This is a genomic window from Nocardioides panacisoli (assembly GCF_039537325.1).
GTDB lineage: Bacteria > Actinomycetota > Actinomycetes > Propionibacteriales > Nocardioidaceae > Nocardioides > Nocardioides panacisoli.
Genome location: NZ_BAABAH010000022.1, coordinates 1 through 20,119 on the forward strand (window position 1 = coordinate 1; position 20,119 = coordinate 20,119).

The following is a 20,119-nucleotide window of genomic DNA, read 5'->3' on the forward strand; positions in this document are numbered from 1 at the left end:
CGCCTGGGTGAGGCCTTGGGTGGTGATGGCTGTGATGACCAGCCGCGCTCTCGACACGGGTGAGCATCACGGGCCCGTCTTGCAGATGTCGTGAGACATGCCTTGCAGATGTCCTGAACCAGCACACTGTCAGCCCGACCGATTCGCGCGTCGAACCGGCCGCGACTGGACGCTCTCCGCGCCCAGGTCGATGCTAGGTTCGAAGGTGTCGCCTCCAGCGGGACCTCAGGTCCTGCGGTCAATCGGCGACCAGGAGAGGCCGTCATGGCCACCGTCTCGTCGCCCGCCCTCCGACTTCAGCGCGATCTGACGCGCCGACCCTATGGCGGAGGCTGGTGGCCCTCGGGCTCCGGCGTCGCGCGGGAGGTGCTGGATCTCGTCGAGCAGTGGCCGGCGAACCTGCCGTCGATCCTCCGCTACGCCTACATCAGCGATGACTGGGACCAGAGCGAGTCCCGCGTGCCGCCCCGCTACCGGACCCGCACCCTGATCCTGAGTCTCAGCGACCGCTCGAGCTGCCGACTGCTGCAGATACCCACCGACACCCCGGCAGACGTGGCGGAGGAGCTGCTCGCCCGGGCCAGCGACGCGGACTCCACCTGGCGCCGCGTCGACTTCGTCAGCACCTTCCGCGGTGCGCCGCCGGCTGAAGCCGCCGCGCCAGACGCCGCAGGAGCGCTCCGATGAGCACGCTCAGGCTGCGCATGGGCGGCCACCCGGGCCGGGACCGGATCGACGGCGGTTGGTGGCCGCACAGCCGGGACTTCGCCACCGAGTTCGCCCAGCTGGTCGACCACTTCCCCAGCGACCTGGGCCGCGTCGTGCGTGCGGTGTACTCGCCGCCGGACTGGGACGACGCACCTCGCAGGGTGGCGGTCGAGCGCGGCAACGGGTACGTGAAGGTCGGGAAGTTCCCGCGCGACGACACCCACCTCCTCTACGTCACGACCGCCGACCGGGTCGTCTACTGCCTGCTGGTCGTTCCGCCCAGCTTCGACGCGTCCCAGGGCGAGGAGGCCCTGTTGGCCTCGTCGACCGCGGGAAACCGGCACACCGCGGGTCAGCTGCTCGAGGTCGTGCACAACGAGCCCACGGTCGACCGGGCCGACCTCTGGACCTCCGAGGGCGGCCGCTAGCGCCTGGTCAGCATTCGCTATGGCTGCGGCCAGCGGGTCGGCGTACGTTCCGAATCATGTTCATCCAGATCATTCAAGGCACGTGCAGGCGCCCGGACGACCTGCACGCGACGCTCGAGGAGTGGCGCCGCGACCTGTCCGCAGGCGCCGTAGGGTGGCTCGGCGGCACCTATGGCTTCACCGACGACGACCAGTTCATCGGGGTCGTGCGCTTCGAGTCGCGGGACGCCGCGATGGCCAACTCCGAGCGCCCCGAGCAGGGCGCGTGGGCGGCACGGCTCGCCGGGTGCTTCGAGGGCCCGCTGGAGTTCCACGACTGCGAGGACGTCACCCTGCTCCTCGGCGGTGGCTCGGACGACGCCGGCTTCGTCCAGGTCATCCGCGGCCGGGTCGACGACCCCTCCCGGCTGAAGGCGATGTTCGCGGACACCGACGCGCTCCACGAGATGCGCCCCGAGATCCTCGGGGGGACGCTCGCGATCGAGGCGGACGGCACGTTCACCGAGACGGTGGCGTTCACGACCGAGGAGGCCGCACGGTCCGGCGAGCAGATGGAGCCGCCCGCGGACGTGCAGGAGGCGATGGCGTACGCGATGAAGGACGCGCGGTTCTACGACCTGCACCGCCCCTGGTTCGACACGGCCTGAATCGGCCTCAGCCGGGGCCGACCTGGGTGAAGTGGTCGTAGACCGCCTGACCCTGGCCGTATCGCGGCGCTCCCGGGTAGGCCGGGAGCAGGTTGTAGGAGCAGCGAGTACTGCCGGTCCGGGAGCGGCCACTGCCGGAGGCCACCGCTTTCCCGGCGGCCGACCAGTCCAGGTCGAAGATCACCGCCAGGCCCGCAGCGTGCGCACGCGCGCCGACGTCCTTGATCGCATGCCGGTGGCGGCGAAGTCCTCGTCGCCGGTCGGGATCGAGAACACCTCGGCGCCCTCGTTGTAGCGAGGTTCGACGCAGGTGTACTCGGCCGCGGCTTCCTCCGCGGGGACGAATTCGGGCCCGATGACGAGTACGACGTCCGCATCCGCGGTATCCATGCTCCATGCGCTTCCGACTCGTGCTCGCGGCCGCCGTGGCCCCCTTCCTGCTGGCTGCCTGCGGCGGCTCCGACGACAACGGCGCCGACGACTCCTCGAGCCCGACGACGTCGTCGGCGGCAACGAGCACGTCCACCGACGCGACCGAGCCGTCGGAGTCGACGAGCCCCGCCGCACCGGCGGACGACGAGACGGCCATCGAGCAGACGCTGACCGACTTCCTGCTGGCGCCACGGTGCGACCTCGCGACCGACGACTACCTGATCCAGCGCTCGCTCTTCGGCGACGCCAACGCGAAGAAGGCGTGCCAGGAGCTCGAGGACACCTTCGTCCAGCCACAGTTCACGGCGGACGACATCCTCTACACGAACCTGGAGATCACCGGCGACACCGCCACCGTCGAGGTGGGGTCGAAGCTGATCAACATCACCACGAAGTACCAGTTGACCAAGGTCGACGGGACCTGGCTGGTCAGCGGGGACGAGTACAACTCCGACCTGTGACGGCAGCGTCCCGCCGGTCACCGGCTGACGTCAGCGGGTCCGCGGGCCGTGCTGCGCCGCCCAGGCCACGAGGTCGCGCGCCGGTCCCTCCGGCGGGTGCGACCCGCCCAGCCAGACCGCGTGCAGCCGTCGGGTCAGGTCCAGCCCGCTCACCGTGATCGCCACCAGTCGCCCGGTCGCGAGGTCGTCCCGTACGGCGTGCCGGCCCAGCGCCGCGGGACCGGCTCCGGCCGCGACCGCGGCGCGGACGGCCGCGGTGCTCGAGAGCTCGAGCGCCGGCGGCGTTCGGGGCAACCCGACGAGCGCCCGTTCGAGGACCAGCCGGGTCCCGGACCCCTCCTCGCGGACGACCAACGGCGTCGCCGCCAGGGTCGCCGCCGTCACCCGCCGACGGGGCCGGGCGGCCCACGGGTGGTCACGCCCGACGACCACGACGAGCTCGTCGGTCCCCACCAGCCGGTGGCCGAGGTGCTCGGGCGCGTCCGGTCCCTCGACGAAGCCGAGGTCGGCGGCGCCCGCGCTCACCAGCTCGACCACCCGCTCGCTGTTCGTGGCAGTCATCGTGACGTCCGTCGGCGGTCGCCCGATCCGGGCCTGCTCCGCGCGTACGGCGACCAGCCAGCCCGGTAGCAGGTGCTCGGCGATGGTGAGGCTGGCCGCGACCCCGAGGTGCGCGCGGCGGTCCGCACGCAGCGCCGAGATACCGGCCGCGAGCTGCTCCGCCGCCTCGAGCACCGGCGCGGCCCATTGCACGAGCAGCTCCCCGGTCTGGGTGACCTCCGAGCCGCGCCGGTTCCGCACCAGCAGCGGCGAGCCGACCAGGGCCTCCATCGTGCGGACCCGCGAGGAGGCGGCCTGCTGGCTGATGCCGAGCTCGGCCGCGGCGACCCCGAGGCTCCCGGTGCGCGCGACGACCGCGAGCAGCTCGAGCGCCCGGAGGTCCGGCACGTGGGGTCCCAGCACAATGCGGCATTCTGTCACAACCCAACGTTGTGACCACCCAACCACAACCTCGTGGTCCGGGACCGCCCCCGACCGGGACCCTCGAGGCATGAGCACTCCTGCCCTTCGTGTCGCGATCATCGGAGCCGGTCCGGCCGGCATCTACGCCGCCGACCAGCTCGCGAAGTCCGACGTCGACGTGTCCGTGGACATCCTCGAGCGCCTCCCGGTGCCCTTCGGGCTGGTGCGGTACGGCGTCGCGCCCGACCACCCCCGGATCAAGGAGATCGTCAAGGCGCTGCACCGGGTGCTCGCCCGGCCGGAGGTGCGACTGCTCGGCAACGTCGAGCTCGGCGTCGACGTGAAGCTGGAGGACCTCCGCGAGTTCTACGACGCCGTGGTCGTGGCCACCGGCGCGAAGGCCGACCGCGAGCTCGGCATCCCGGGCGAGGAGCTCACCCACGGCGCCGCCGACTTCGTGTCGTGGTACGACGCCCACCCGGACGACCCGCAGGAATGGTCGCTGGACGCCCGGCACGTCGCCGTCATCGGCGTCGGCAACGTAGCCCTCGACGTCGCCCGGGTGCTGGCCAAGACCGGCGCGGAGATGCTGACCACCGACATCCCGGACCACGTGCACCGCGGCCTGGTCGCCAAGCAGGTCACGGACGTCCACGTGTTCGCACGGCGCGGACCGGCGTACGCGAAGTTCTCGCCGCTGGAGCTGCGGGAGCTCAACCACTCCCCCAACGTCGAGGTGGTCGTGCACCCCGAGGGCTTCGACGTCGACGAGCACGGGATGGCGCACGTGCAGCAGCACAAGGCGCAGAAGATGGTGCTCGACACCCTCGCCAACTGGGTCGGCCGCGAGCCCGAGGGCAAGCCGCACCGGATCCACCTGCACTTCTGCGAGGCGCCGGTCGAGGTGCTCGGCACGGACGGCCGCGTGACCGCGCTGCGCACCGAGCGGACGCACTCGCCGAACGCGGACGGAACCGTGACGGGAACGGGCGAGCTCACCGACTGGGAGGTCGGAGCGGTCTACCGGGCCGTGGGCTACCGGAGCACGCCGCTGGTGGACCTGCCGTTCGACGAGCGGGCAGCGGTCGTCCCCAACGACGGCGGCCGGGTCCTCGACCTCGCCGGCGAGCCGGTCGCGGGGCTCTACGTCACCGGCTGGATCAAGCGCGGACCCGTCGGCCTGATCGGGCACACCAAGTCCGACGCCGCCGAGACCGTCCGCCACCTGCTCGCGGACACCGAGCCCGCCGCGCCCCACCGCGAGCCGGCGGCGGTGGACGCCTACCTCGCCGAGCGCGGCGTCGAGGCCGTGCGCCACGACGGCTGGGAGCGGATCGACGGCCACGAGATCGCGCTCGGCGAGGCCGCCGGCCGGACCCGGGTGAAGCTCGCGACGCGTGCGGAGATGCTGCAGGTCTCGCGCTGATCCCGCCCGGGGGCGGTACCGTCCGAGGGTGAGCAGCAACCCCGTGACGCCTGCTGACGCCGTCGAACGGATCCAGCGTGCCTTCGGCCGGCACCCCGGCCGGCGGACGCTCCACGCCAAGGGCGCCTTCTACGAGGGCAGCTTCGTCGCCAGTCCTGACATGGCCTCGCGGTGCCGCGCCCAGCACCTGCAGGGGACACCGGTCACGGTGCTCGTGCGGTGGTCCAACGGCGGAGGCAACCCCGGGAACGCGGACGGCGCGACGGACGTGCGCGGCCTGGCGGTCTCGTTCCAGCTCCCCGACGGCACCAGGACCGACCTGCTCGGTCAGACCGCGCCACGGTTCCCGGTGCGCACCCCGGAGGCCTTCGTCGAGCTCGTCGAGGCGACCCGATGGCCGTGGCGGCTGCCGGTCTTCCTCGCTCGGCACCGGGACGCGCTCGGCCCGCTCGTGGCGAACGCGCGCGCGAAGGCGGTCGTCGCGCCCAGGTCCTACGCCGAGGTGGACTACTACCCGATCCACGCCTACCGGTGGACGGCGCCCGACGGGACCGAGAGCTGGGTGCGCTACACGTTCCGGCCGCTCGCCACTCCGGAGCACGGGCCTCCCGAGCGGTTCGAGGGGCCCGACCGGCTCCGGGACGAGATCGTCGCGCGCCTGGCTGCCGGTCCGGTGCGGTTCCGGCTCGAGGTGCAGGTCGCGGACGCGGGCGACGACCCGCACGACCCGATGTCGGTGTGGCGGTCCACCGAGGTCCTCGACGCCGGCACCCTGACCGTCACCGCACCGGTCGAGGACCCGGAGGCGACGGGGCAGGTCGTCGTCTTCGACCCGACCCGGATCGTGGACGGGATCGGGCTGTCCGACGACCCCATCCTCCGGTTCCGGCCGGATGCCTACTCAGTGTCGGTGGACCGGCGGATCAGCGGAAGTCGCGAGACGACGTCCCAGGAAGACTGAACTCCAGCGCCTCGACCTTGTCGGCGACGAGGTTCATCACGCCGTCCTGGCGCTCGACCTTGCCGCGGATCACCACGGCGACCTTGTTGCGCGCGGCCTGCCGGTGGGCCTTCATGACGCCCTGGGAGCAGATGACGTTCAACATGCCGGTCTCGTCCTCGAGGTTGAGGAAGGTGATCCCCAGCGCCGTCCCCGGACGCTGACGATGGGTCACCAGGCCGGCCACCAGCACGCGACGGCCGTGCTCGACCCGCGCAAGGTCGCTGATCCGCCGGATGCCGGCCGCGCGCAGCTTGGCCCGCCAGTGCTCGACGGGGTGCTTGTCGGTCGTGATCCGGGTCGCCCACAGATCGGCGTGCGCGATCTCGAGCTCGTCCATGCCGGGGAGGGTGGGAGGTGGCGGGGTCGCCGTGCTTCCCTCGAGCTGGTCCTCGCTCTCCGCGAACCCCGACATCCAGATCGCCTGGCGCCGGTCGAGCCCGAAGCAGTCGAACGCGCCGGCGGTCGCCAGCGACTCGAGCTGGGTGGTGCTCAGCCCGGCGCGGCGGGACAAGTCGCGGATGTCGGCGTACGGCTGGCCGGCCTCGATCCGTCGCGCGAGGTCGAGCCCGATCCCCTTGACCGAGTCCAGGCCGAGCCGGACGGACAGGCCACCGTCCTCGAGATCGGCTTGGGCGCCGGACGCGTTGATGTCGGGCCGGCTGACCACCACGCCGTGCCGCCGCGCATCGGCGACGAGGGACTGCGGCGAGTAGAAGCCCATCGGCTGGTTGCGCAGCAGCCCCGCGAGGAACGCAGCCGGGTAGCGCAGCTTGAACCACGACGAGGCATAGACGAGCAGCGCGAAGCTGAGCGCGTGGGACTCGGCGAAGCCGAAGTTGGCGAAGGACAGGATCTTCACGTAGATCGAGTCGGCGTGGTCGCCGGTGATGCCCTTGCGAGCCATGCCGGCGTAGAGCTTCTCCTTGATCTTCTCGATCCGCTCGACCCCGCGCTTGGAGCCCATCGCCCGCCGCAGCAGGTCGGCGTCGTCCCGCGTGCAGTCGCCGAGGGTGACGGCCATCGCCATCAGCTGCTCCTGGAAGAGGGGTACGCCGAGCGTCCGGCCCAGGACCGGCTCGAGCGACGGGTGGTCGAAGGTGACCGGGTCCCGACCCGTCGCGCGGCGGATGTAGGGATGGACGGCGCCGCCCTGGATCGGACCGGGCCGGATCAGCGCGATCTCGATCGCGAGGTCGTAGAAGCAGCGGGGCTTCAGGCGCGGCAGGGTGCCGATCTGCGCACGCGACTCCACCTGGAAGACGCCGATCGAGTCCGCCTTGCAGAGCATGTCGTAGACCTCGGGGTCCTCCTTGGGGATCGTCTCGAGGGTCCAGCGCTTGCCCTGGTGCCGGGCGACCAGCTTCATCGAGTGGTCGAGCGCGCCGAGCATCCCGAGCCCGAGCAGGTCGAACTTCACCAGTCCCATCGTCTCGCAGCCGTCCTTGTCCCACTGCAGGACGGTGCGGCCCGGCATCCGGGCGCGCTCGATGGGGCAGACCTCGCCGATCGGCCGCTCGGTGAGGACCATTCCGCCCGAGTGGATGCCGAGGTGGCGCGGAGCGGACATGAGCTCCTCGGCGAGCGAGGCGACCTGCGGCGGGATGCCGGCGTCCTCGGGGACGTCCCTCCCCCACGCGTCGATCGACTTGCTCCACGCGTCCTGCTGGCCGGTCGAGTAGCCGAGCGCCTTCGCCGCGTCCCGGATCGCCATCCGCGGCCGGTAGCTGACGATGTTGCAGACCTGGGCCGCGTTGTGGCGTCCGTAGGTCTCGTAGACCCACTGGATGACCTCCTCGCGCCGGTCGGAGTCGAAGTCGACGTCGATGTCCGGCTCCTCCTCACGGTGCTCGGAGATGAACCGCTCGAACGGCAGCTGGTAGTAGACCGAGTCGATCGCGGTGATCCCGAGCGCGAAGCAGACAGCCGAGCTCGCCGCTGATCCCCTGCCCTGGCACAGGATGTCGCTGTCGCGGGCGAACTTCACGATGTCGTGGACGATCACGAAGTAGCCCGCGAAGTCCTTGCGGCAGATGACCTCGAGCTCGGCCTCGACGCGATCACGCGCCTCGCGCTCGTGCGGCGTGCCGGCGTACCTCTCCGCGAAGCCCTTCTCGGTCAGCACCCGCAGCCAGCTGCTGGCGTCGTGGCCCTCGGGGATGCCCTGCTTGGGGAGCCTCGGGCTGGCCTTGCGGAGGTCGAACGCGAGCTCCTCGGCCAGCGGGACGGTCGCGGCGACGACGCCGGGGTAGCGCGCGAAGATCCGCTCCATCTCCGCGCCGCTGCGCAGGTGACGGGAGCCCGACAGGTCCAGCCAGCCGTCGAGCTCGCCGACGCTCCGGCGGGCCCGGATGGCCGCCATCGCCTGTGCGAGCCGGCGCTGGTCGGGCGTCGCGTGGTGCACGTTGCCGGTCGCGATCACCCGGAGCCCGCGGTCCCGGGCGAGGTCGTAGAGCGCCTGGTTGGCCTCGTCGTCGCCGGGTGAGCCGTGCCGGTTGAGCTCCACGACGACGTTGTCGTGGCCGAACCGGTCGACGAGGTCCGCGATCGCCTCGGGCGTGGTCCGGCCCTTCCGGCAGCCGGTCAGGACCACCCAGTCGCCGCCGGCCATGTCGGTGAGGCTGTCGAGGTCGTGCCGGGGCGCGCCCTTCTCGGCTCGCGGGTCGAGGCCGGCCTCGGTGATCGCGCCGGACAGCTTGTAGTAGCCCTCCACTCCCCTGGCCAGCACCAGCAAGTGGCTCCCCTCCGGGTCGGGTACCCCGTTCTGCGGCCTGCTCAGCCCGAGGGAGAGCTCGGCGCCGTAGACGGTCGGGAGCCGGTACTCCTTGGCGAACTCCGCGAGCAGCGGCGCCCCGGCGAAGCCGTCGTGGTCGGTGAGGGCCAGCGCGGTCAGACCGAGCCGGGTCGCCTCCTTGACCAGGTCAGCTGGTGAGCTCGCGCCGTCCAGGAAGCTGAAGTGGCTGTGGCAGTGCAGCTCGGCGTACGGCGTGCTGCCCGCGGGCCGCTCGATCGGCTCGAGGTCGTGTCGTGGTCCCTTGCGACGGGAGACCGGCGCGTCCTCAGCGCCGGGCGCTCGGCCGGACAGCCGGCGCTCGATCTCCCGCCACGGGACCGGCGGGTTCGTCCAGCCCATCGAGCTGCCTCAGGCGACGAGCTGGTAGCGCCCGGGGGCGACCAGGACGTAGTAGGGCTCTCGCCAGCCGACCGGTGGTGGTGCGTGGCTGAGGTAGCGGTGTCCGGTCGGGGTGATCGTCTCGATCCCGTCATCGGTGACCTGTTGTCGCCACCGGGGTGCCTGCTTGGCGTGGTTGCACGCCTCGCACAGGCCCTGGCCGTTGGCGGCGCTGGTCCGGCCCCCGTCCTCGACGGGGTCCACGTGGTCTGCGTGTCTGATCGGGGCGCCGCAGTAGGGGGTGCGGCAGATGCCCTGGTCGCGGATCCGTAGCAGCTGCGCGAGAGGCTGGGGGAAGGCCCGCTGCTTGCTGCTCATCGCGACCAGGCGGCCCCGGCGGTCGGCGTACAGCTGGCGGATCCAGGTGTGGAGGTCCTCGCTCAGCGCGTGCGCGGCGAGGAGCCGGGCGACCTCGGCGGGCACGACCTCCTCCTCGACCAGCGCCGCGGCGTGGCCGCCGAACAAGGTGGTCTCGGACATGATCAGGTTGATCGCGACCGGCACCGCCGGCGGCTGCCCGTCGGTGCTCATCGCCACGCCGGTGCCCCGGGCGACCAGCAGGTCGGCCATCAGCTGACCCCGGGTCCGCGGGTCACCAGCAGCGATCAGTGCGCCGGCAGCCTGCTGCAGCGCCGCGCGCAGGGCGACGCCCTGGGCGACGGGAAGCAGCGCGGTCAGGTAGGTCATCGTGTCCGGCGCCGGACGCAAGGTGACGTTGCGGTCCTTGGCCGCGTTGCTCGCCCGGTCGACCACGGCCTTCGGGTCCAGCTCGTAGGCCAGCTTCCTCGCCTTCGCCAGCAGCCGACGGGTGCCCACACCCTCCAGTGCCTGGGGGTCCGCGCACAGCTCCTCATCGGCGAACGCCCGCTGCTCAGCCCCCAGGCACGCGGTCTCGCGCACCAGCAGCATCGCCCGCCACTCGTTGAGCGTGCCGTCCTCGAGCCGGGCCATCGTGTGCGGCATCTCGGCACAGGCGAGCTTCGCGAACCCCAACAGCACCTGACCCCGGTGCGGCGACTCCTTGCGGGCCAGCGCGATCTCGGCCGCCACCCCCCTGCCCCGCCGACGAGCCGGCACCCCCTGCCCCGCCTCGACCCGACGCCGCACAGCGTCATGGACGACGCTCGCCCTGGCCTGGACCGCGCACACGGCCGACTTCAAGGTCTCCAGCTCACCGACGAGCGCGATCAGCTCCCCGGGATCCTCCGGCAGCCCACCGGCCCGCAGCGCACCTCGCAGATCAGCGACCTGCTGCGCTGAGAGAGCGGTCCCGGAAGCCATGCCTCAGTCTATCGAACACATGTTCGAAGCACAAGAACCGGTCGAGGAAGATCTCGGCTGCCACCGGGTGCGACGATGACGAAGTGGACCAGGTGTCGAAGTTCTACAGCGGCCCCGGGAACCTCGTGGCGGCCATCGGTTCGGCCCTCGACGCGGCGGGCCTGGACCGTGCACGTCTGCGACCGGCCGACCTTGCTCCGATCGACGAGTTCCACATCCGTGGCCGGGCGGCATCTCTGGAGATCATCGAGGCACTAGGCCTGACTGCAGACACCCACGTGCTCGACCTGGGCAGCGGACTGGGTGGCCCCGCACGCACGCTCGCCGAGCTGACCGGATGCACGGTCACCGGCGTCGACCTCACCCCAGAATTCTGCGAGGTGGCGACGGCACTCTCGAGGTGGACGGGCCTGTCCGACCGCACCCGGTTCGTGGTGGGGGACGCAACTGCCACCGGTCTCCCTGACGGGGCGGTGGACGCTGCGTTGACCGTGCACGTGGCGATGAACATCTCCGACAAGCACGCGCTCTACGCGGAAGCCTTCCGAGTGCTACGACCCGGCGGCAGGTTCGTCGCCTACGACGTCGTACAGGGCGAAGGTGGCGACGTCCGCTATCCGGTGCCCTGGGCCGACGACCCCTCGACCAGCTTTCTCGCCACCCCGGAAGAGATGCGCGAGCTGCTCCGGACGGCAGGTTTCGAGGTCCTCTCCGAGGTCGACTCGTCAGAGGAAGGCCTCACCTGGTTCCGACAGATGCGCGACCGGATCCAACGCGAAGGACCACCGCCCGTCACCTTCGCGGCCTTCCTCGGCGACGCGTTCGGCCAGATGGCAGCCAATCAGGTGGCCAACCTCGCCGAGCGACGCATCCGGACGGTCATGTACGCATGCTCGCGACCCTTCCGATCACCCGGCTGAGCCCTCACCGTGATGTACCATTCGGTACATGAAGCGTACATTCACCACCACCCGGCACATCGACGCGCCGGCGGAGCTCGTCTGGGACGCCCTCTTCGACGTGGCCAGGTGGCCGGCGTGGACGCCGACCGTCAGCAGCGTCGAGCGTCTCGACGACGGCCCGCTCCGCCTCGGATCCCGGGCCCGCATCCGGCAGCCGCGGCTGCGACCGGCCGTGTGGGAGGTCACCGAGCTGGTCGCCGGCCGATCGTTCACCTGGGTGGCGAAGGGCCCCGGCGTGGCCACCATCGGCAGCCACCGCGTCGAGCCCACCGCCACGGGCGCCGCCGTCACGCTCGGCATCGAGCAGACCGGGCCGATGGGGGCGCTCGCCGCCCTGTTCTGGGGTGGACTGACCCAGCGCTACATCGAGACCGAGGCCACCAGCCTCGACGCGCGGGTCACCGGCGCACCCACCGCGTGACCCCCGGCCCACGCGCACGGCTGCTCGACGGGGTCATCGACCACTTCGGCCAGCACGGCATCGGCGACACCAGCCTCCGCGCACTGGCAGAGGCACTCGGGACCAGCCACCGGATGCTGATCTACCACTTCGGCTCGCGCGAGGGCCTGCTCGCCGAGGTCACCCGCGAGGTCGAGGCCCGCCAACGGGCACTGATGCAACAGACCTACGACGCCGGCCTCTCGCCGTCGGCGGCAGCCGCGCAGTACTGGGAGCAGACGGTCGAGGCGACCTTGCGCTACGGCCCGTTGTTCTTCGAGCTCGCCGCCCACGCGGCGCAGGGTCGCGAGCACGCCGCCTCCCTGCGCGCGGAGCTGATCGCCGCGTGGCTGCCTCCGCTGGCCGACCTCTGCCGGGCGATCGGCATCCGCGAGGACCAGGTCGAGCCGCACGCCCGGCTCGCTCTCGGAGCTGCCCGTGGACTGCTCCTCGACCTCCTCGTCACCGGGGACCGTGAGCAGGTGGCGCGCTCGGCGGAGCTGCTCACCCGGTTGCTGCTCCTGTCGGCCGAGAACGCCTGAGTGCTCACCGTCGCCCGTGGACCGGTCCGAGCGGGCGATCGACCTCGACCTGCTAAGGATGTGCCCGTGCCCCTGACGACGGACCCCTACGACGGTGACGACTTCTACTGCGACGTCGCTCTGCCGAACCTGCGCGATCTCGACGTCGTCCACGACAGCGAGGGCGTCGTGGCCTACCACCACACCCGTCCGTTCTGGCCGGTCCACATCGTCGTGGTGCCGAAGCGGCACGTGCCGTCGCTGACCGACACCGAGGGCGCCGACGAGGGCCTGGCCCGCGAGTTGTTGTCCGTCGTGCAGCGGGTGGCCGGCGCGGTCGAGGCCGAGCACGGCGCCGCCGCGGTGCTCACGAACCTCGGGCGCTACCAGGACTCCAAGCACCTCCACATCCACGTCAGCAGTGGGGACCCGCTCCGCTGAAGGCACGCTCCCGTGGGTCGGGCGCGTCCGGCTCGCAGCTACCAGAGTCCGTAGAACGGCCCGAAGAGGAAGAACCACAAGAACCCGATCGTGTCGTCGAACCCGTGCGCGAGGACGGGAGCCCACAGCGTCCCGAACCGGTAGCGGAGCAAGGTGAACACCAGCCCGGCACACCCCGCGACGACGACACCCACCACACCCTGCTCGGTGTGCAGGAGCCCGAACAACGCCGACGACGCTGTGACGGCCGCCAGCCTGCCTGCGCGGCCGCGACCGAGCACCTCGGTGAGCCGGGTCAACAGGTAGCCCCGGAAGGCCGCCTCCTCGCAGAAGGCGGCGAGCAGCCACGCGGCGGCAAGGTAGATCCCGAGCATGGCGACGTTGCCCTGAAGGTCGGCGAAGCCGCTGATGTCCTGCGTGCGCCCACTGAGGTGGTTGGTCACCGGGATCAGCAACGCGACGTCGAACAGCGTCCACGCGAGGGCGAAGACCGCCATCTGCCGCGCGAGCCGGGGCCACGAGTCGGGTCGGCGGAACCCGAGTGTGCCCGGATCCCGGCGCCTGACAGCCAGCGACACACCCGCCACGAGGGTCAGGACGACCGCAGGGATCATCCAGTCCACGGCGACGGCAGCAACTGCCAGTGCGACCTCGAACGCGGCCACGACCCGCCATCCGGAGGTCGTCGCCCCGTCCCTGCCGTCCTCGCGGCGGAGCGTGGACGTGCGGATCACGGAGATCGTCGCCCTCATCTCACCGCCTCCGTCCCGTCGCGGTTCCTCACCCACCGTCTTGCGCTGCCGGTGCCTGCGACAGGCCGAGAAGTCCCGGCCCCCGTGGCCGTTCGTCCTGGCACAGAATGTCCGGATGCCGGGTCGCAGCGACTCGATGCTCCGATCTGCCGAGCCGTGTCACATTCGCGAAGCACCCGACGTCAACCAGCTGAAGCACCACCCCGACACCCGAACCAGCGCGAGGAGAACCTCATGTCCTACACCGTCGACTTCCAGGACGTATCGACCACCGGCCTGGAGTCCTCCCCCGTCGCCGACGCCCTGGCCGGCCTCCGCGCCAACGAGGCGCGGTACTTCAAGAACAAGTTCGACCACGTCTTCACCGTCGAGCCGGCCGCCGAGGCCGCCGACGAGATCGACTACGTGCACAAGATCCTCAAGGAGGAGCGCGACCTCGTCATCGAGTCCACGCCGCTCGAGGCGACCCAGTTCGAGGTCGACGGAGTGAGGTGGACCTACGTGTTCTACGAGTCCGGCCTGGCGATCAACGTCCTCTACACGCTGGAGGACAGCGGCAAGCGCGCCGTCGGTTTCAAGCTCTCCGACGGCATGGAGGTGCCCGAGGAGCTCGCCGACCGCTTCAAGTTCGCCCGGCAGAAGTCGAAGCTGGCCGGCACCATCCGCGGCACCTTCTTCGTGATCAAGGGGTCCTACTGACGCAAGGGCGTTCGGCTCAGCACCCGGTAGCGCAGGTGGGCGACGTCGCGGTCCGAGAGCCGCCGGCGGCCGCGCGAGCGGCCGCGGCGCAGGCGTTCACGTCGGAGTAGAACCTCGCGTGCCCCTCCGGCTCGTCGTCGACGCGGTGGGTGAGCACGCAGATCGGTACGCCCGCGTGGTGGTCGCCGCCCCAGTGGCCGGCCAGCTCGTAGGTACGACGACCGGTGATCACCGCGCCGGACGCGACCGCCTCGGCGTAGACCCGGGCGGTGGCGCCGTCTCCGGCACGTTCGTCGAGGTAGTCGAACAACCGGCCACCGTTTCGGCCGAGGCCCTGGCCGGGGCGATCGTCGACGCCGGAGATGAAGCCGTCCAGCGACATCGACATGTACAGCACCAGGTCAGCCATCTCTGCTCCTCCGGCCGGTCGTCTACTCGGGCGCCGCGGCGCTCAGGGCGTCGGCGATGGGCTCGAGCAGGGCGACCAGCTCGTCGAGCTCCTCCGGCTCCAGCGTCTCGTACGGCGCCTCGGCGAGCGCGTCGGTCAGTGACTCGACCCGGCCCTTGACCGCGCACCCGGCGTCCGTGAGCCGGCCGGAGTCGTCGAGGATGCCGCGGGCCCGCAGACCGGCCATCACCTCGGCCAGCCGCTCCTTCGGGAGGTGGTGGATGCGGCCGAACGACTCGGCCGGATAGACGCCGCCGGCGAGCGCCGCGAGCACGTGCGCCTCGATGCCACCGATCCCCTCCGACAGCAATGCTGCGATGTGCCCGTCGCCCCGGTGCTCGCGCAGCATGTTGGCCGCGTGCCACAGCCGCGCCACGGGCTCCTCCGGCACCGGGAGCGCGCGCAGTCCGGCGTACATGGCCCGGCCCTCGGTCGGGGCGCTCGTGGACGCCTCGGCGAGCAGCTCGGCGGCGCGTGCCAGTCCCGGCGTCTCGACCAGGTCGCCGAGGATGCGCCGCAGCGCCGCGACGCAGCCTCGCTCGCGCGCCGCGTGCGCAGCCTCGGGCGTAGTGGTCTCCCAGACCTTGGGGATGTGGCGCGCCACCTCGCCGTCCGCGAAGTTGTAGAACGTCGAGTGGACGACCTCGGCCGGCACCCGGCCGAGCGGGGCGGAGCGTCCGGCGAAGTACCCGTCCCAGTAGTTGCTGAAGCCGAGCTCGGCCATCGCCTCGTTCGGCTCCTCGGCGACGAAGTTGACGAGCCCGATCGGCTCGACGAGGTCGTAGAGGCGGCGGGCCACGGGTGCCGGGTGCTGCATGGGTGTCATCTCCTGAGTCGTGGGACGGCGCCTCCCGGCGCTCTCACGACTACTACGAACCGACGTGGCTCGATACGACAACCATCGACCAGGACAGTGGCCGGCCGGGCGTCAGGGGTGGTGCGTGATGGGCGCCAGCACGCAGCCCAGCACCTGGCTGAGCTGGCTGCAGTCCTGGCTGGGATCGCCGCTCGGCGGCGTGCTCGGGTCGTGGGACGGCTGCGGGATCGTCGTGCCGCCGCCTCCGCTCGGGCCCGAGGGCGAGTGGGTCTGGCCGGGAGCCGGCGGCGTCGTCGACGTGCTGGACGGCGCATCGGTCGGGTCGTCGACGGCCGACTGGGTGGGCTCGGTGTAGGCGACGTTCTCCGGCTTCGCCTCGTGAGTACGTCGCGGCGTCGCCCGCTCGAGCACGGACCCGTGCTGGTAGTGCACTGCCGCGGCGCGGTCGTGCGTCTCGGTGGTGGCCGTGGTGGTGTGCTTCGCCGCCGGCGCCGGGCTGCCGCCGAGCCCGACGACACCCCCTGCCCAGGCGCAGCCGAGCACGGCGACGACGGACACGGCACTGCCGCGCAACATCCAGGTCCTGCCCATGGGGGAGCTCCAATGGTCGGGAGTCGATACGGCGATCGTAACGGTCCGAGGTCCTCGGTGTAGAGTCGTCACTGTTGAAGGGACCGGCGCTCGACGAGCGTCGCCCGGTTGACCGGCTCGGTCGGCCCATCTCTTGGTACTTGGTTTTCGGTTAGCTGGACATCAGGCGCACGTGTAGATGTCTCAGCACCAGCAGCCCGGCGTTTGCCCGGCTGTCCACCGAAACAAAGGACTCATCATGACTCAGGGAACCGTCAAGTGGTTCAACGCCGACAAGGGCTTCGGCTTCATCCAGCAGGATGGCGGCGGTGACGACGTGTTCGTGCACTTCTCCGCGATCGAGGGCAACGGCTACAAGAGCCTCGAGGACAACCAGCGCGTCGAGTTCGACGTCGCCCAGGGCCCGAAGGGCCCGCAGGCGGAGCACGTCCGGGCCATCTGAGCCCGTTCGACCTCACAGGCCGCGTCCCTGCCTTCGGGCAGGACGCGGCCTGTTCCGTCGCCAGCCGGCCTCTCACCAGTGGTAGAACATGTTCTACTGACGAGAGAGGAGGGGACGACCCGATGCCGATCGCGACCGGACCCATCGCCCAAGTCTCCTGGGTGACCGACGACCTCGACGCCCAGGAAGCACTCCTGACCGACCACTTCGGCGTCGGCACGTGGACCCGCATCCCCGGCGTCCACTTCGGCCCCGACGCCTGCACCTATCGCGGCAGCCCCTGCGACGCCGTCGCGGACATCTCGATGGCCTACTCGGGCGACCTGCAGCTCGAGCTGATCCGGCCGGTGTCGGGCTCGAGCGTCTGGTCGGAGTTCCTCGACCGGTCCGCACCCGGCCTGCACCACGTCTGCTTCCGGGTGCCCGACCTCACGGCCGCGCTCGCCGAGGCGGCCGCGCACGGCCTCGAGCCGCTGATGTCGGGCGCGATGGCGGGGCCGATGGAGTTCGCCTACCTCGACGGATCGGCGTACGGCGCCCCCTACATCGAGCTCGCGCGGATCTCTCCCGAGATGGACGCCTTCTTCGATGCGATCAAGGCGGCCTCGTGACCGGTGCCCGCCGCGTCCTGGTCACCGGTGCGGGACCCCGGTCGCTCGGGTTCGCGACAGCCCGGCTGCTCGCCGAGGACGGCGCCGAGGTCACGATCACGACCCGGTCCGGCGCCGCGGCGGTGGCCGAGCAGCTGGGCCACGGCATCGTCGGGCACGAGCTCGACCTCGCCGACCGCGCCTCGGTGGAGCGCTTCGTCGCGTGGTACGGCGAGGAGCGTGGCGCGCTCGACGTGCTGGTCAACAACGCCGGCGTCCACCTCGACCTCCGCTCGAAGTGGCAGGAGCCCCGTCTCGTCGACGGCCACGAGATCCACTGGAGGGTCAACTACCTCGGGACGTGGCACCTCACCGCCCGCCTCCTCCCCATGCTCGCGCGGTCCGAGGACGCCCGCGTGGTCGACGTCGTCTCCAAGCTGCACCGACGCGGGAGCAACGAGGCGCTGTTCGAGGGCGTGCGGCCCTACGACTCCTGGGCGGCGTACGGCACCTCGAAGCTCGGCCTGGTCCACCACGCCAGCGAGATCGGCCGGCGCCATCCGGAGGTCACCGGGTACGCCGTGCACCCCGGCGAGGTCTACACCCGGATCGCCGACCGCGGGCTCGAGACCAGCCCGGTGCTGGCGCGGCTCCGCAAGGTCCTCGCGCCGGTCGAGCGACGGATCCTGATGACGCCGGAGGAGGGTGCGCGCACGACGGTCCACTGCGTCACCACCCCCGCGCTCGCCGCCGGCTACTACCGCGACAGCCGGCCGACGGAGCCTTCCCCCGACGCCCGCGACGCGGAGGTCGCGGGCCGGCTCTGGGACGAGACCGCCGCCTGGCTACGGTGATCCCGTGAAGGCTCTCGTCCTGGAGAACATCCATCCGGCTGCCGTCGAGGTCCTGGAGGGTCGCGGCTACGAGGTCAGCGTGCGCCCCGGCGCGATGTCCGAGGACGAGCTCGTGGCGACCCTCGACGACGTCAACCTGCTCGGGATCCGGTCCAACACCACGGTGACCCGGCGCGTCCTCGAGGCGGCTCCGGCCCTGGAGACGATCGGGTGCTTCTGCATCGGCACCAACCAGGTCGACCTCGGCGCGGCGACGGAGCGCGGTGTCGCCGTGTTCAACGCGCCGTACTCGAACACCCGCAGCGTGGTGGAGCTCGTCATCGGCGAGGTCATCGCCCTGGCTCGCCGGCTTCCCGAGAAGACCCAGCGGATGCACGACGGCGTGTGGGACAAGTCGGCCCGCGGCAGCCACGAGGTCCGCGGCCGCACCATCGGCATCGTCGGCTACGGCAACATCGGCACCCAGCTCTCCAACGTCGCGGAGGCGCTGGGGATGCGCGTCGTCTTCTATGACAAGGCCGACCGTCCGGCGCACGGCAACGCCCGCCGGATGAAGACGCTGGGCGACCTGCTCGAGGTCGCCGACGTCGTGAGCCTGCACGTGGACGGCCGCCCCGGCAACGCCGGGTTCTTCGGCGCCGAGGAGTTCAGCGCCATGAAGTCGCGGGCGCTGTTCATCAACGCCTCCCGCGGCATGGTCGTGGACTACGACGCGCTGCGCGACCACATCCTCTCCGGGCACATCGCCGGCGCCGCGGTCGACGTCTTCCCCGTCGAGCCCAAGGCCCAGGGCGACGCATTCGACTCGGTGCTGCGCGGCCTCGACAACGTGATACTCACGCCGCACGTCGGGGGCTCCACGCAGGAGGCGCAGGAGGAGATCGGCTGGTTCGTGGCCGAGAAGCTCGCGCGCTTCGCGCTGGAGGGCAGCACGGCGCTCTCGGTCAACCTGCCCCCGGTGCTGCCGCCGGTGCTGACCCCCGGCCACCGGCTGGGGTTCCTGCACCAGAACGTGCCGGGCGTCCTGGCCGACCTCAACTCCGTGTTCGCCACGGCCGGCGACAACGTGATCGACCAGCACCTGTCGACCCGCGACCAGCTCGGGTACGTCGTGACCGACGCCTCGGCGCCGCTCTCGAACGAGGCCGTCGAGGAGCTGCGCCGCTCCGAGCACTGCGTCTGGGTGCGGACCTGGTAGGTCAGGTCGCAGCGGCCGCGATCTCCTCGAAGACGACCGGATCGGCGTCCCAGTCGGTCCCGGGGCGCGGCCAGTGCACCGCGACGTCGGTGATGCCGAGCTCGGCGTAGCGCCCGGCGAGGTCCTGGTAGGCCGACACCGACGCCAGCCACGGCTCGTCCGTGAACCCGGTGAGCAACAGCCTGGGCAGCCCTGCGGCATCCCGGCCCGCCTCACCGCACGCCGCCTCGAGCCGGGCGACCTGCCCGCGCGTGTCGGCGTAGGGGTCGTCGCCCGCGGGGTTGGCGACCCAGCCCTGGCCGAGCCGCGCGGCGAGCCGCATCCCGCGCGGGCCGCGCGCGGCGATCCAGAACGGCGGTCGCTGCTGGACCAGCCCGGGCGAGATCGTCACGTCGCGGACCGACCACCAGTCACCCCTCGCGGAGACCGGCGCACCCGTCAGCAGGTCGTCGAGCTGGGTGACCCATTCCTCGAAGCGGTCGGCGCGCTCGCGCGCCGTGAAGTCGTGGTCGAGGACGTCGCCGTCCGAGGTGTGGGTGTTGCCGCCGGCACCGACGCCGAGGTCGAGCCGGCCGCCGGAGATCCGGTCGATGGTGCGGATCGCCGAGGCGGTCGGGATCGGCGTGCGGAAGTTCGGCGAGGTCACGAGCGTGCCGAGCCGGATCCGCGAGGTCAGGGTCGCGGCGGCGGCGAGGCTCGCGTAGGCGTCGTCCCACGGCGAGTGGCCGCGCCAGGCGAGGTGGTCGTAGACCCAGGCGCCCGCGAAGCCGAGCTCCTCGGCGCGACGCCAGGTCTCGCCCATCGCCGGCCAGTCCTGGATCGGCCAGAGGATGACGTGGAGGCGCAC

25 protein-coding genes are annotated in these 20,119 nt (G+C 71.5%); 15 read left to right on the plus strand and 10 right to left on the minus strand.

Going from position 1 to position 20,119, the window contains the following annotated elements:
• Positions 1-264: 264 nt before the first annotated feature.
• The 3 genes from ABD709_RS20425 to ABD709_RS20435 are packed head-to-tail and all read left to right on the plus strand — an operon-like array spanning position 265 to position 1,783.
• A complete protein-coding gene (locus ABD709_RS20425) occupies positions 265-687 on the plus strand; it encodes a DUF5994 family protein (RefSeq protein WP_344778908.1) in 423 nt (140 codons plus the stop codon).
• On the plus strand, positions 684-1,136 hold the full coding sequence (locus tag ABD709_RS20430; RefSeq protein WP_344778909.1) for a DUF5994 family protein: 453 nt from the start codon (positions 684-686) through the stop codon (positions 1,134-1,136). Before ABD709_RS20425 ends, ABD709_RS20430 begins: the two co-directional genes overlap by 4 nt.
• Before the next feature lie 56 nt (positions 1,137-1,192).
• Positions 1,193-1,783, plus strand: coding sequence for a hypothetical protein (locus ABD709_RS20435; protein ID WP_344778910.1), 591 nt, complete (start codon positions 1,193-1,195; stop codon positions 1,781-1,783).
• 7 nt (positions 1,784-1,790) lie between these two features.
• Here ABD709_RS20435 and ABD709_RS20440 read toward each other — a convergent pair whose 3' ends face one another.
• Both ABD709_RS20440 and ABD709_RS20445 read right to left on the minus strand, forming a co-directional pair.
• On the minus strand, positions 1,791-1,967 hold the full coding sequence (locus ABD709_RS20440; protein WP_344778911.1) for a hypothetical protein: 177 nt from the start codon (positions 1,965-1,967) through the stop codon (positions 1,791-1,793).
• The gene (locus tag ABD709_RS20445) at positions 1,964-2,173 is read right to left on the minus strand and encodes a hypothetical protein (RefSeq protein ID WP_344778912.1); all 210 of its coding nucleotides are present in this window, start codon (positions 2,171-2,173) and stop codon (positions 1,964-1,966) included. The genes ABD709_RS20440 and ABD709_RS20445 overlap by 4 nt, the downstream gene beginning before the upstream one ends.
• 5 nt (positions 2,174-2,178) lie before the next feature.
• On the opposite strand from ABD709_RS20445, the gene ABD709_RS20450 reads away from it, so the two are divergent.
• A complete protein-coding gene (locus ABD709_RS20450) occupies positions 2,179-2,676 on the plus strand; it encodes a hypothetical protein (RefSeq protein ID WP_344778913.1) in 498 nt (165 codons plus the stop codon).
• A gap of 30 nt (positions 2,677-2,706) precedes the next feature.
• Here the strand turns inward: ABD709_RS20450 and ABD709_RS20455 are convergent, their stop codons facing one another.
• Positions 2,707-3,639: a LysR family transcriptional regulator gene (locus tag ABD709_RS20455; RefSeq protein WP_344778914.1), complete on the minus strand. Its 933-nt coding sequence runs from the start codon at positions 3,637-3,639 to the stop codon at positions 2,707-2,709.
• 88 nt (positions 3,640-3,727) lie between these two features.
• On the opposite strand from ABD709_RS20455, the gene ABD709_RS20460 reads away from it, so the two are divergent.
• A complete protein-coding gene (locus ABD709_RS20460) occupies positions 3,728-5,065 on the plus strand; it encodes an FAD-dependent oxidoreductase (RefSeq protein WP_344778915.1) in 1,338 nt (445 codons plus the stop codon).
• Between the two features lie 28 nt (positions 5,066-5,093).
• A complete protein-coding gene (locus ABD709_RS20465) occupies positions 5,094-6,026 on the plus strand; it encodes a catalase family peroxidase (protein WP_344778916.1) in 933 nt (310 codons plus the stop codon).
• Here ABD709_RS20465 and ABD709_RS20470 read toward each other — a convergent pair.
• Both ABD709_RS20470 and ABD709_RS20475 read right to left on the minus strand, forming a co-directional pair.
• Entirely contained in the window at positions 5,989-9,198 is a 3,210-nt protein-coding gene (locus ABD709_RS20470; RefSeq protein WP_344778917.1) for an error-prone DNA polymerase, read from the minus strand. The two genes, ABD709_RS20465 and ABD709_RS20470, sit on opposite strands and share 38 nt — an antisense overlap.
• A 9-nt stretch (positions 9,199-9,207) precedes the next feature.
• Positions 9,208-10,518, minus strand: coding sequence for an HNH endonuclease (locus ABD709_RS20475; protein ID WP_344778918.1), 1,311 nt, complete (start codon positions 10,516-10,518; stop codon positions 9,208-9,210).
• A gap of 83 nt (positions 10,519-10,601) precedes the next feature.
• On the opposite strand from ABD709_RS20475, the gene ABD709_RS20480 reads away from it, so the two are divergent.
• The 4 genes from ABD709_RS20480 to ABD709_RS20495 all read left to right on the plus strand — a co-directional run bounded on the left by ABD709_RS20480 (position 10,602) and on the right by ABD709_RS20495 (position 12,881).
• Entirely contained in the window at positions 10,602-11,438 is an 837-nt protein-coding gene (locus ABD709_RS20480) for a class I SAM-dependent methyltransferase (RefSeq protein WP_344778919.1), read from the plus strand.
• Positions 11,439-11,466: 28 nt separating this feature from the next.
• The gene (locus ABD709_RS20485) at positions 11,467-11,901 is read left to right on the plus strand and encodes an SRPBCC family protein (RefSeq protein ID WP_344778920.1); all 435 of its coding nucleotides are present in this window, start codon (positions 11,467-11,469) and stop codon (positions 11,899-11,901) included.
• Positions 11,898-12,461 (plus strand): TetR/AcrR family transcriptional regulator, encoded by a 564-nt coding sequence (locus tag ABD709_RS20490; protein WP_344778921.1) that lies wholly within the window; start codon positions 11,898-11,900, stop codon positions 12,459-12,461. Before ABD709_RS20485 ends, ABD709_RS20490 begins: the two co-directional genes overlap by 4 nt.
• A gap of 66 nt (positions 12,462-12,527) precedes the next feature.
• Positions 12,528-12,881, plus strand: coding sequence for an HIT family protein (locus ABD709_RS20495; protein WP_344778922.1), 354 nt, complete (start codon positions 12,528-12,530; stop codon positions 12,879-12,881).
• Between the two features lie 38 nt (positions 12,882-12,919).
• Here ABD709_RS20495 and ABD709_RS20500 read toward each other — a convergent pair whose 3' ends face one another.
• Entirely contained in the window at positions 12,920-13,633 is a 714-nt protein-coding gene (locus tag ABD709_RS20500; protein ID WP_344778923.1) for a CPBP family intramembrane glutamic endopeptidase, read from the minus strand.
• Between the two features lie 234 nt (positions 13,634-13,867).
• Between ABD709_RS20500 and ABD709_RS20505 the strand changes: the two genes are divergently transcribed.
• Positions 13,868-14,332 (plus strand): phage tail protein, encoded by a 465-nt coding sequence (locus ABD709_RS20505; RefSeq protein ID WP_344778924.1) that lies wholly within the window; start codon positions 13,868-13,870, stop codon positions 14,330-14,332.
• Between the two features lie 16 nt (positions 14,333-14,348).
• On the opposite strand, the gene ABD709_RS20510 is transcribed toward ABD709_RS20505, so the two are convergent.
• The 3 genes from ABD709_RS20510 to ABD709_RS20520 form a co-directional block, all read right to left on the minus strand.
• Positions 14,349-14,741 (minus strand): dihydrofolate reductase family protein, encoded by a 393-nt coding sequence (locus tag ABD709_RS20510; protein ID WP_344778925.1) that lies wholly within the window; start codon positions 14,739-14,741, stop codon positions 14,349-14,351.
• Positions 14,742-14,763: 22 nt separating this feature from the next.
• Entirely contained in the window at positions 14,764-15,597 is an 834-nt protein-coding gene (locus ABD709_RS20515; protein ID WP_344778926.1) for an SCO6745 family protein, read from the minus strand.
• Between the two features lie 111 nt (positions 15,598-15,708).
• Positions 15,709-16,188: a hypothetical protein gene (locus ABD709_RS20520; RefSeq protein WP_344778927.1), complete on the minus strand. Its 480-nt coding sequence runs from the start codon at positions 16,186-16,188 to the stop codon at positions 15,709-15,711.
• Between the two features lie 238 nt (positions 16,189-16,426).
• Here ABD709_RS20520 and ABD709_RS20525 point away from each other — a divergent pair, with 238 nt between their 5' ends.
• From ABD709_RS20525 to serA, 4 genes are all read left to right on the plus strand, one after another.
• The gene (locus ABD709_RS20525) at positions 16,427-16,630 is read left to right on the plus strand and encodes a cold-shock protein (RefSeq protein ID WP_344778928.1); all 204 of its coding nucleotides are present in this window, start codon (positions 16,427-16,429) and stop codon (positions 16,628-16,630) included.
• A gap of 122 nt (positions 16,631-16,752) precedes the next feature.
• Entirely contained in the window at positions 16,753-17,241 is a 489-nt protein-coding gene (locus ABD709_RS20530) for a VOC family protein (RefSeq protein ID WP_344778929.1), read from the plus strand.
• Entirely contained in the window at positions 17,238-18,074 is an 837-nt protein-coding gene (locus ABD709_RS20535) for an SDR family NAD(P)-dependent oxidoreductase (RefSeq protein WP_344778930.1), read from the plus strand. The genes ABD709_RS20530 and ABD709_RS20535 overlap by 4 nt, the downstream gene beginning before the upstream one ends.
• A gap of 4 nt (positions 18,075-18,078) precedes the next feature.
• Positions 18,079-19,272, plus strand: a complete 1,194-nt coding sequence (serA, locus tag ABD709_RS20540) for a phosphoglycerate dehydrogenase (protein ID WP_344778931.1) — start codon at positions 18,079-18,081, stop codon at positions 19,270-19,272.
• A 1-nt stretch (position 19,273) separates the two neighbouring features.
• Here the strand turns inward: serA and ABD709_RS20545 are convergent, their stop codons facing one another.
• On the minus strand, positions 19,274-20,119 hold the full coding sequence (locus tag ABD709_RS20545; RefSeq protein ID WP_344778932.1) for an LLM class flavin-dependent oxidoreductase: 846 nt from the start codon (positions 20,117-20,119) through the stop codon (positions 19,274-19,276).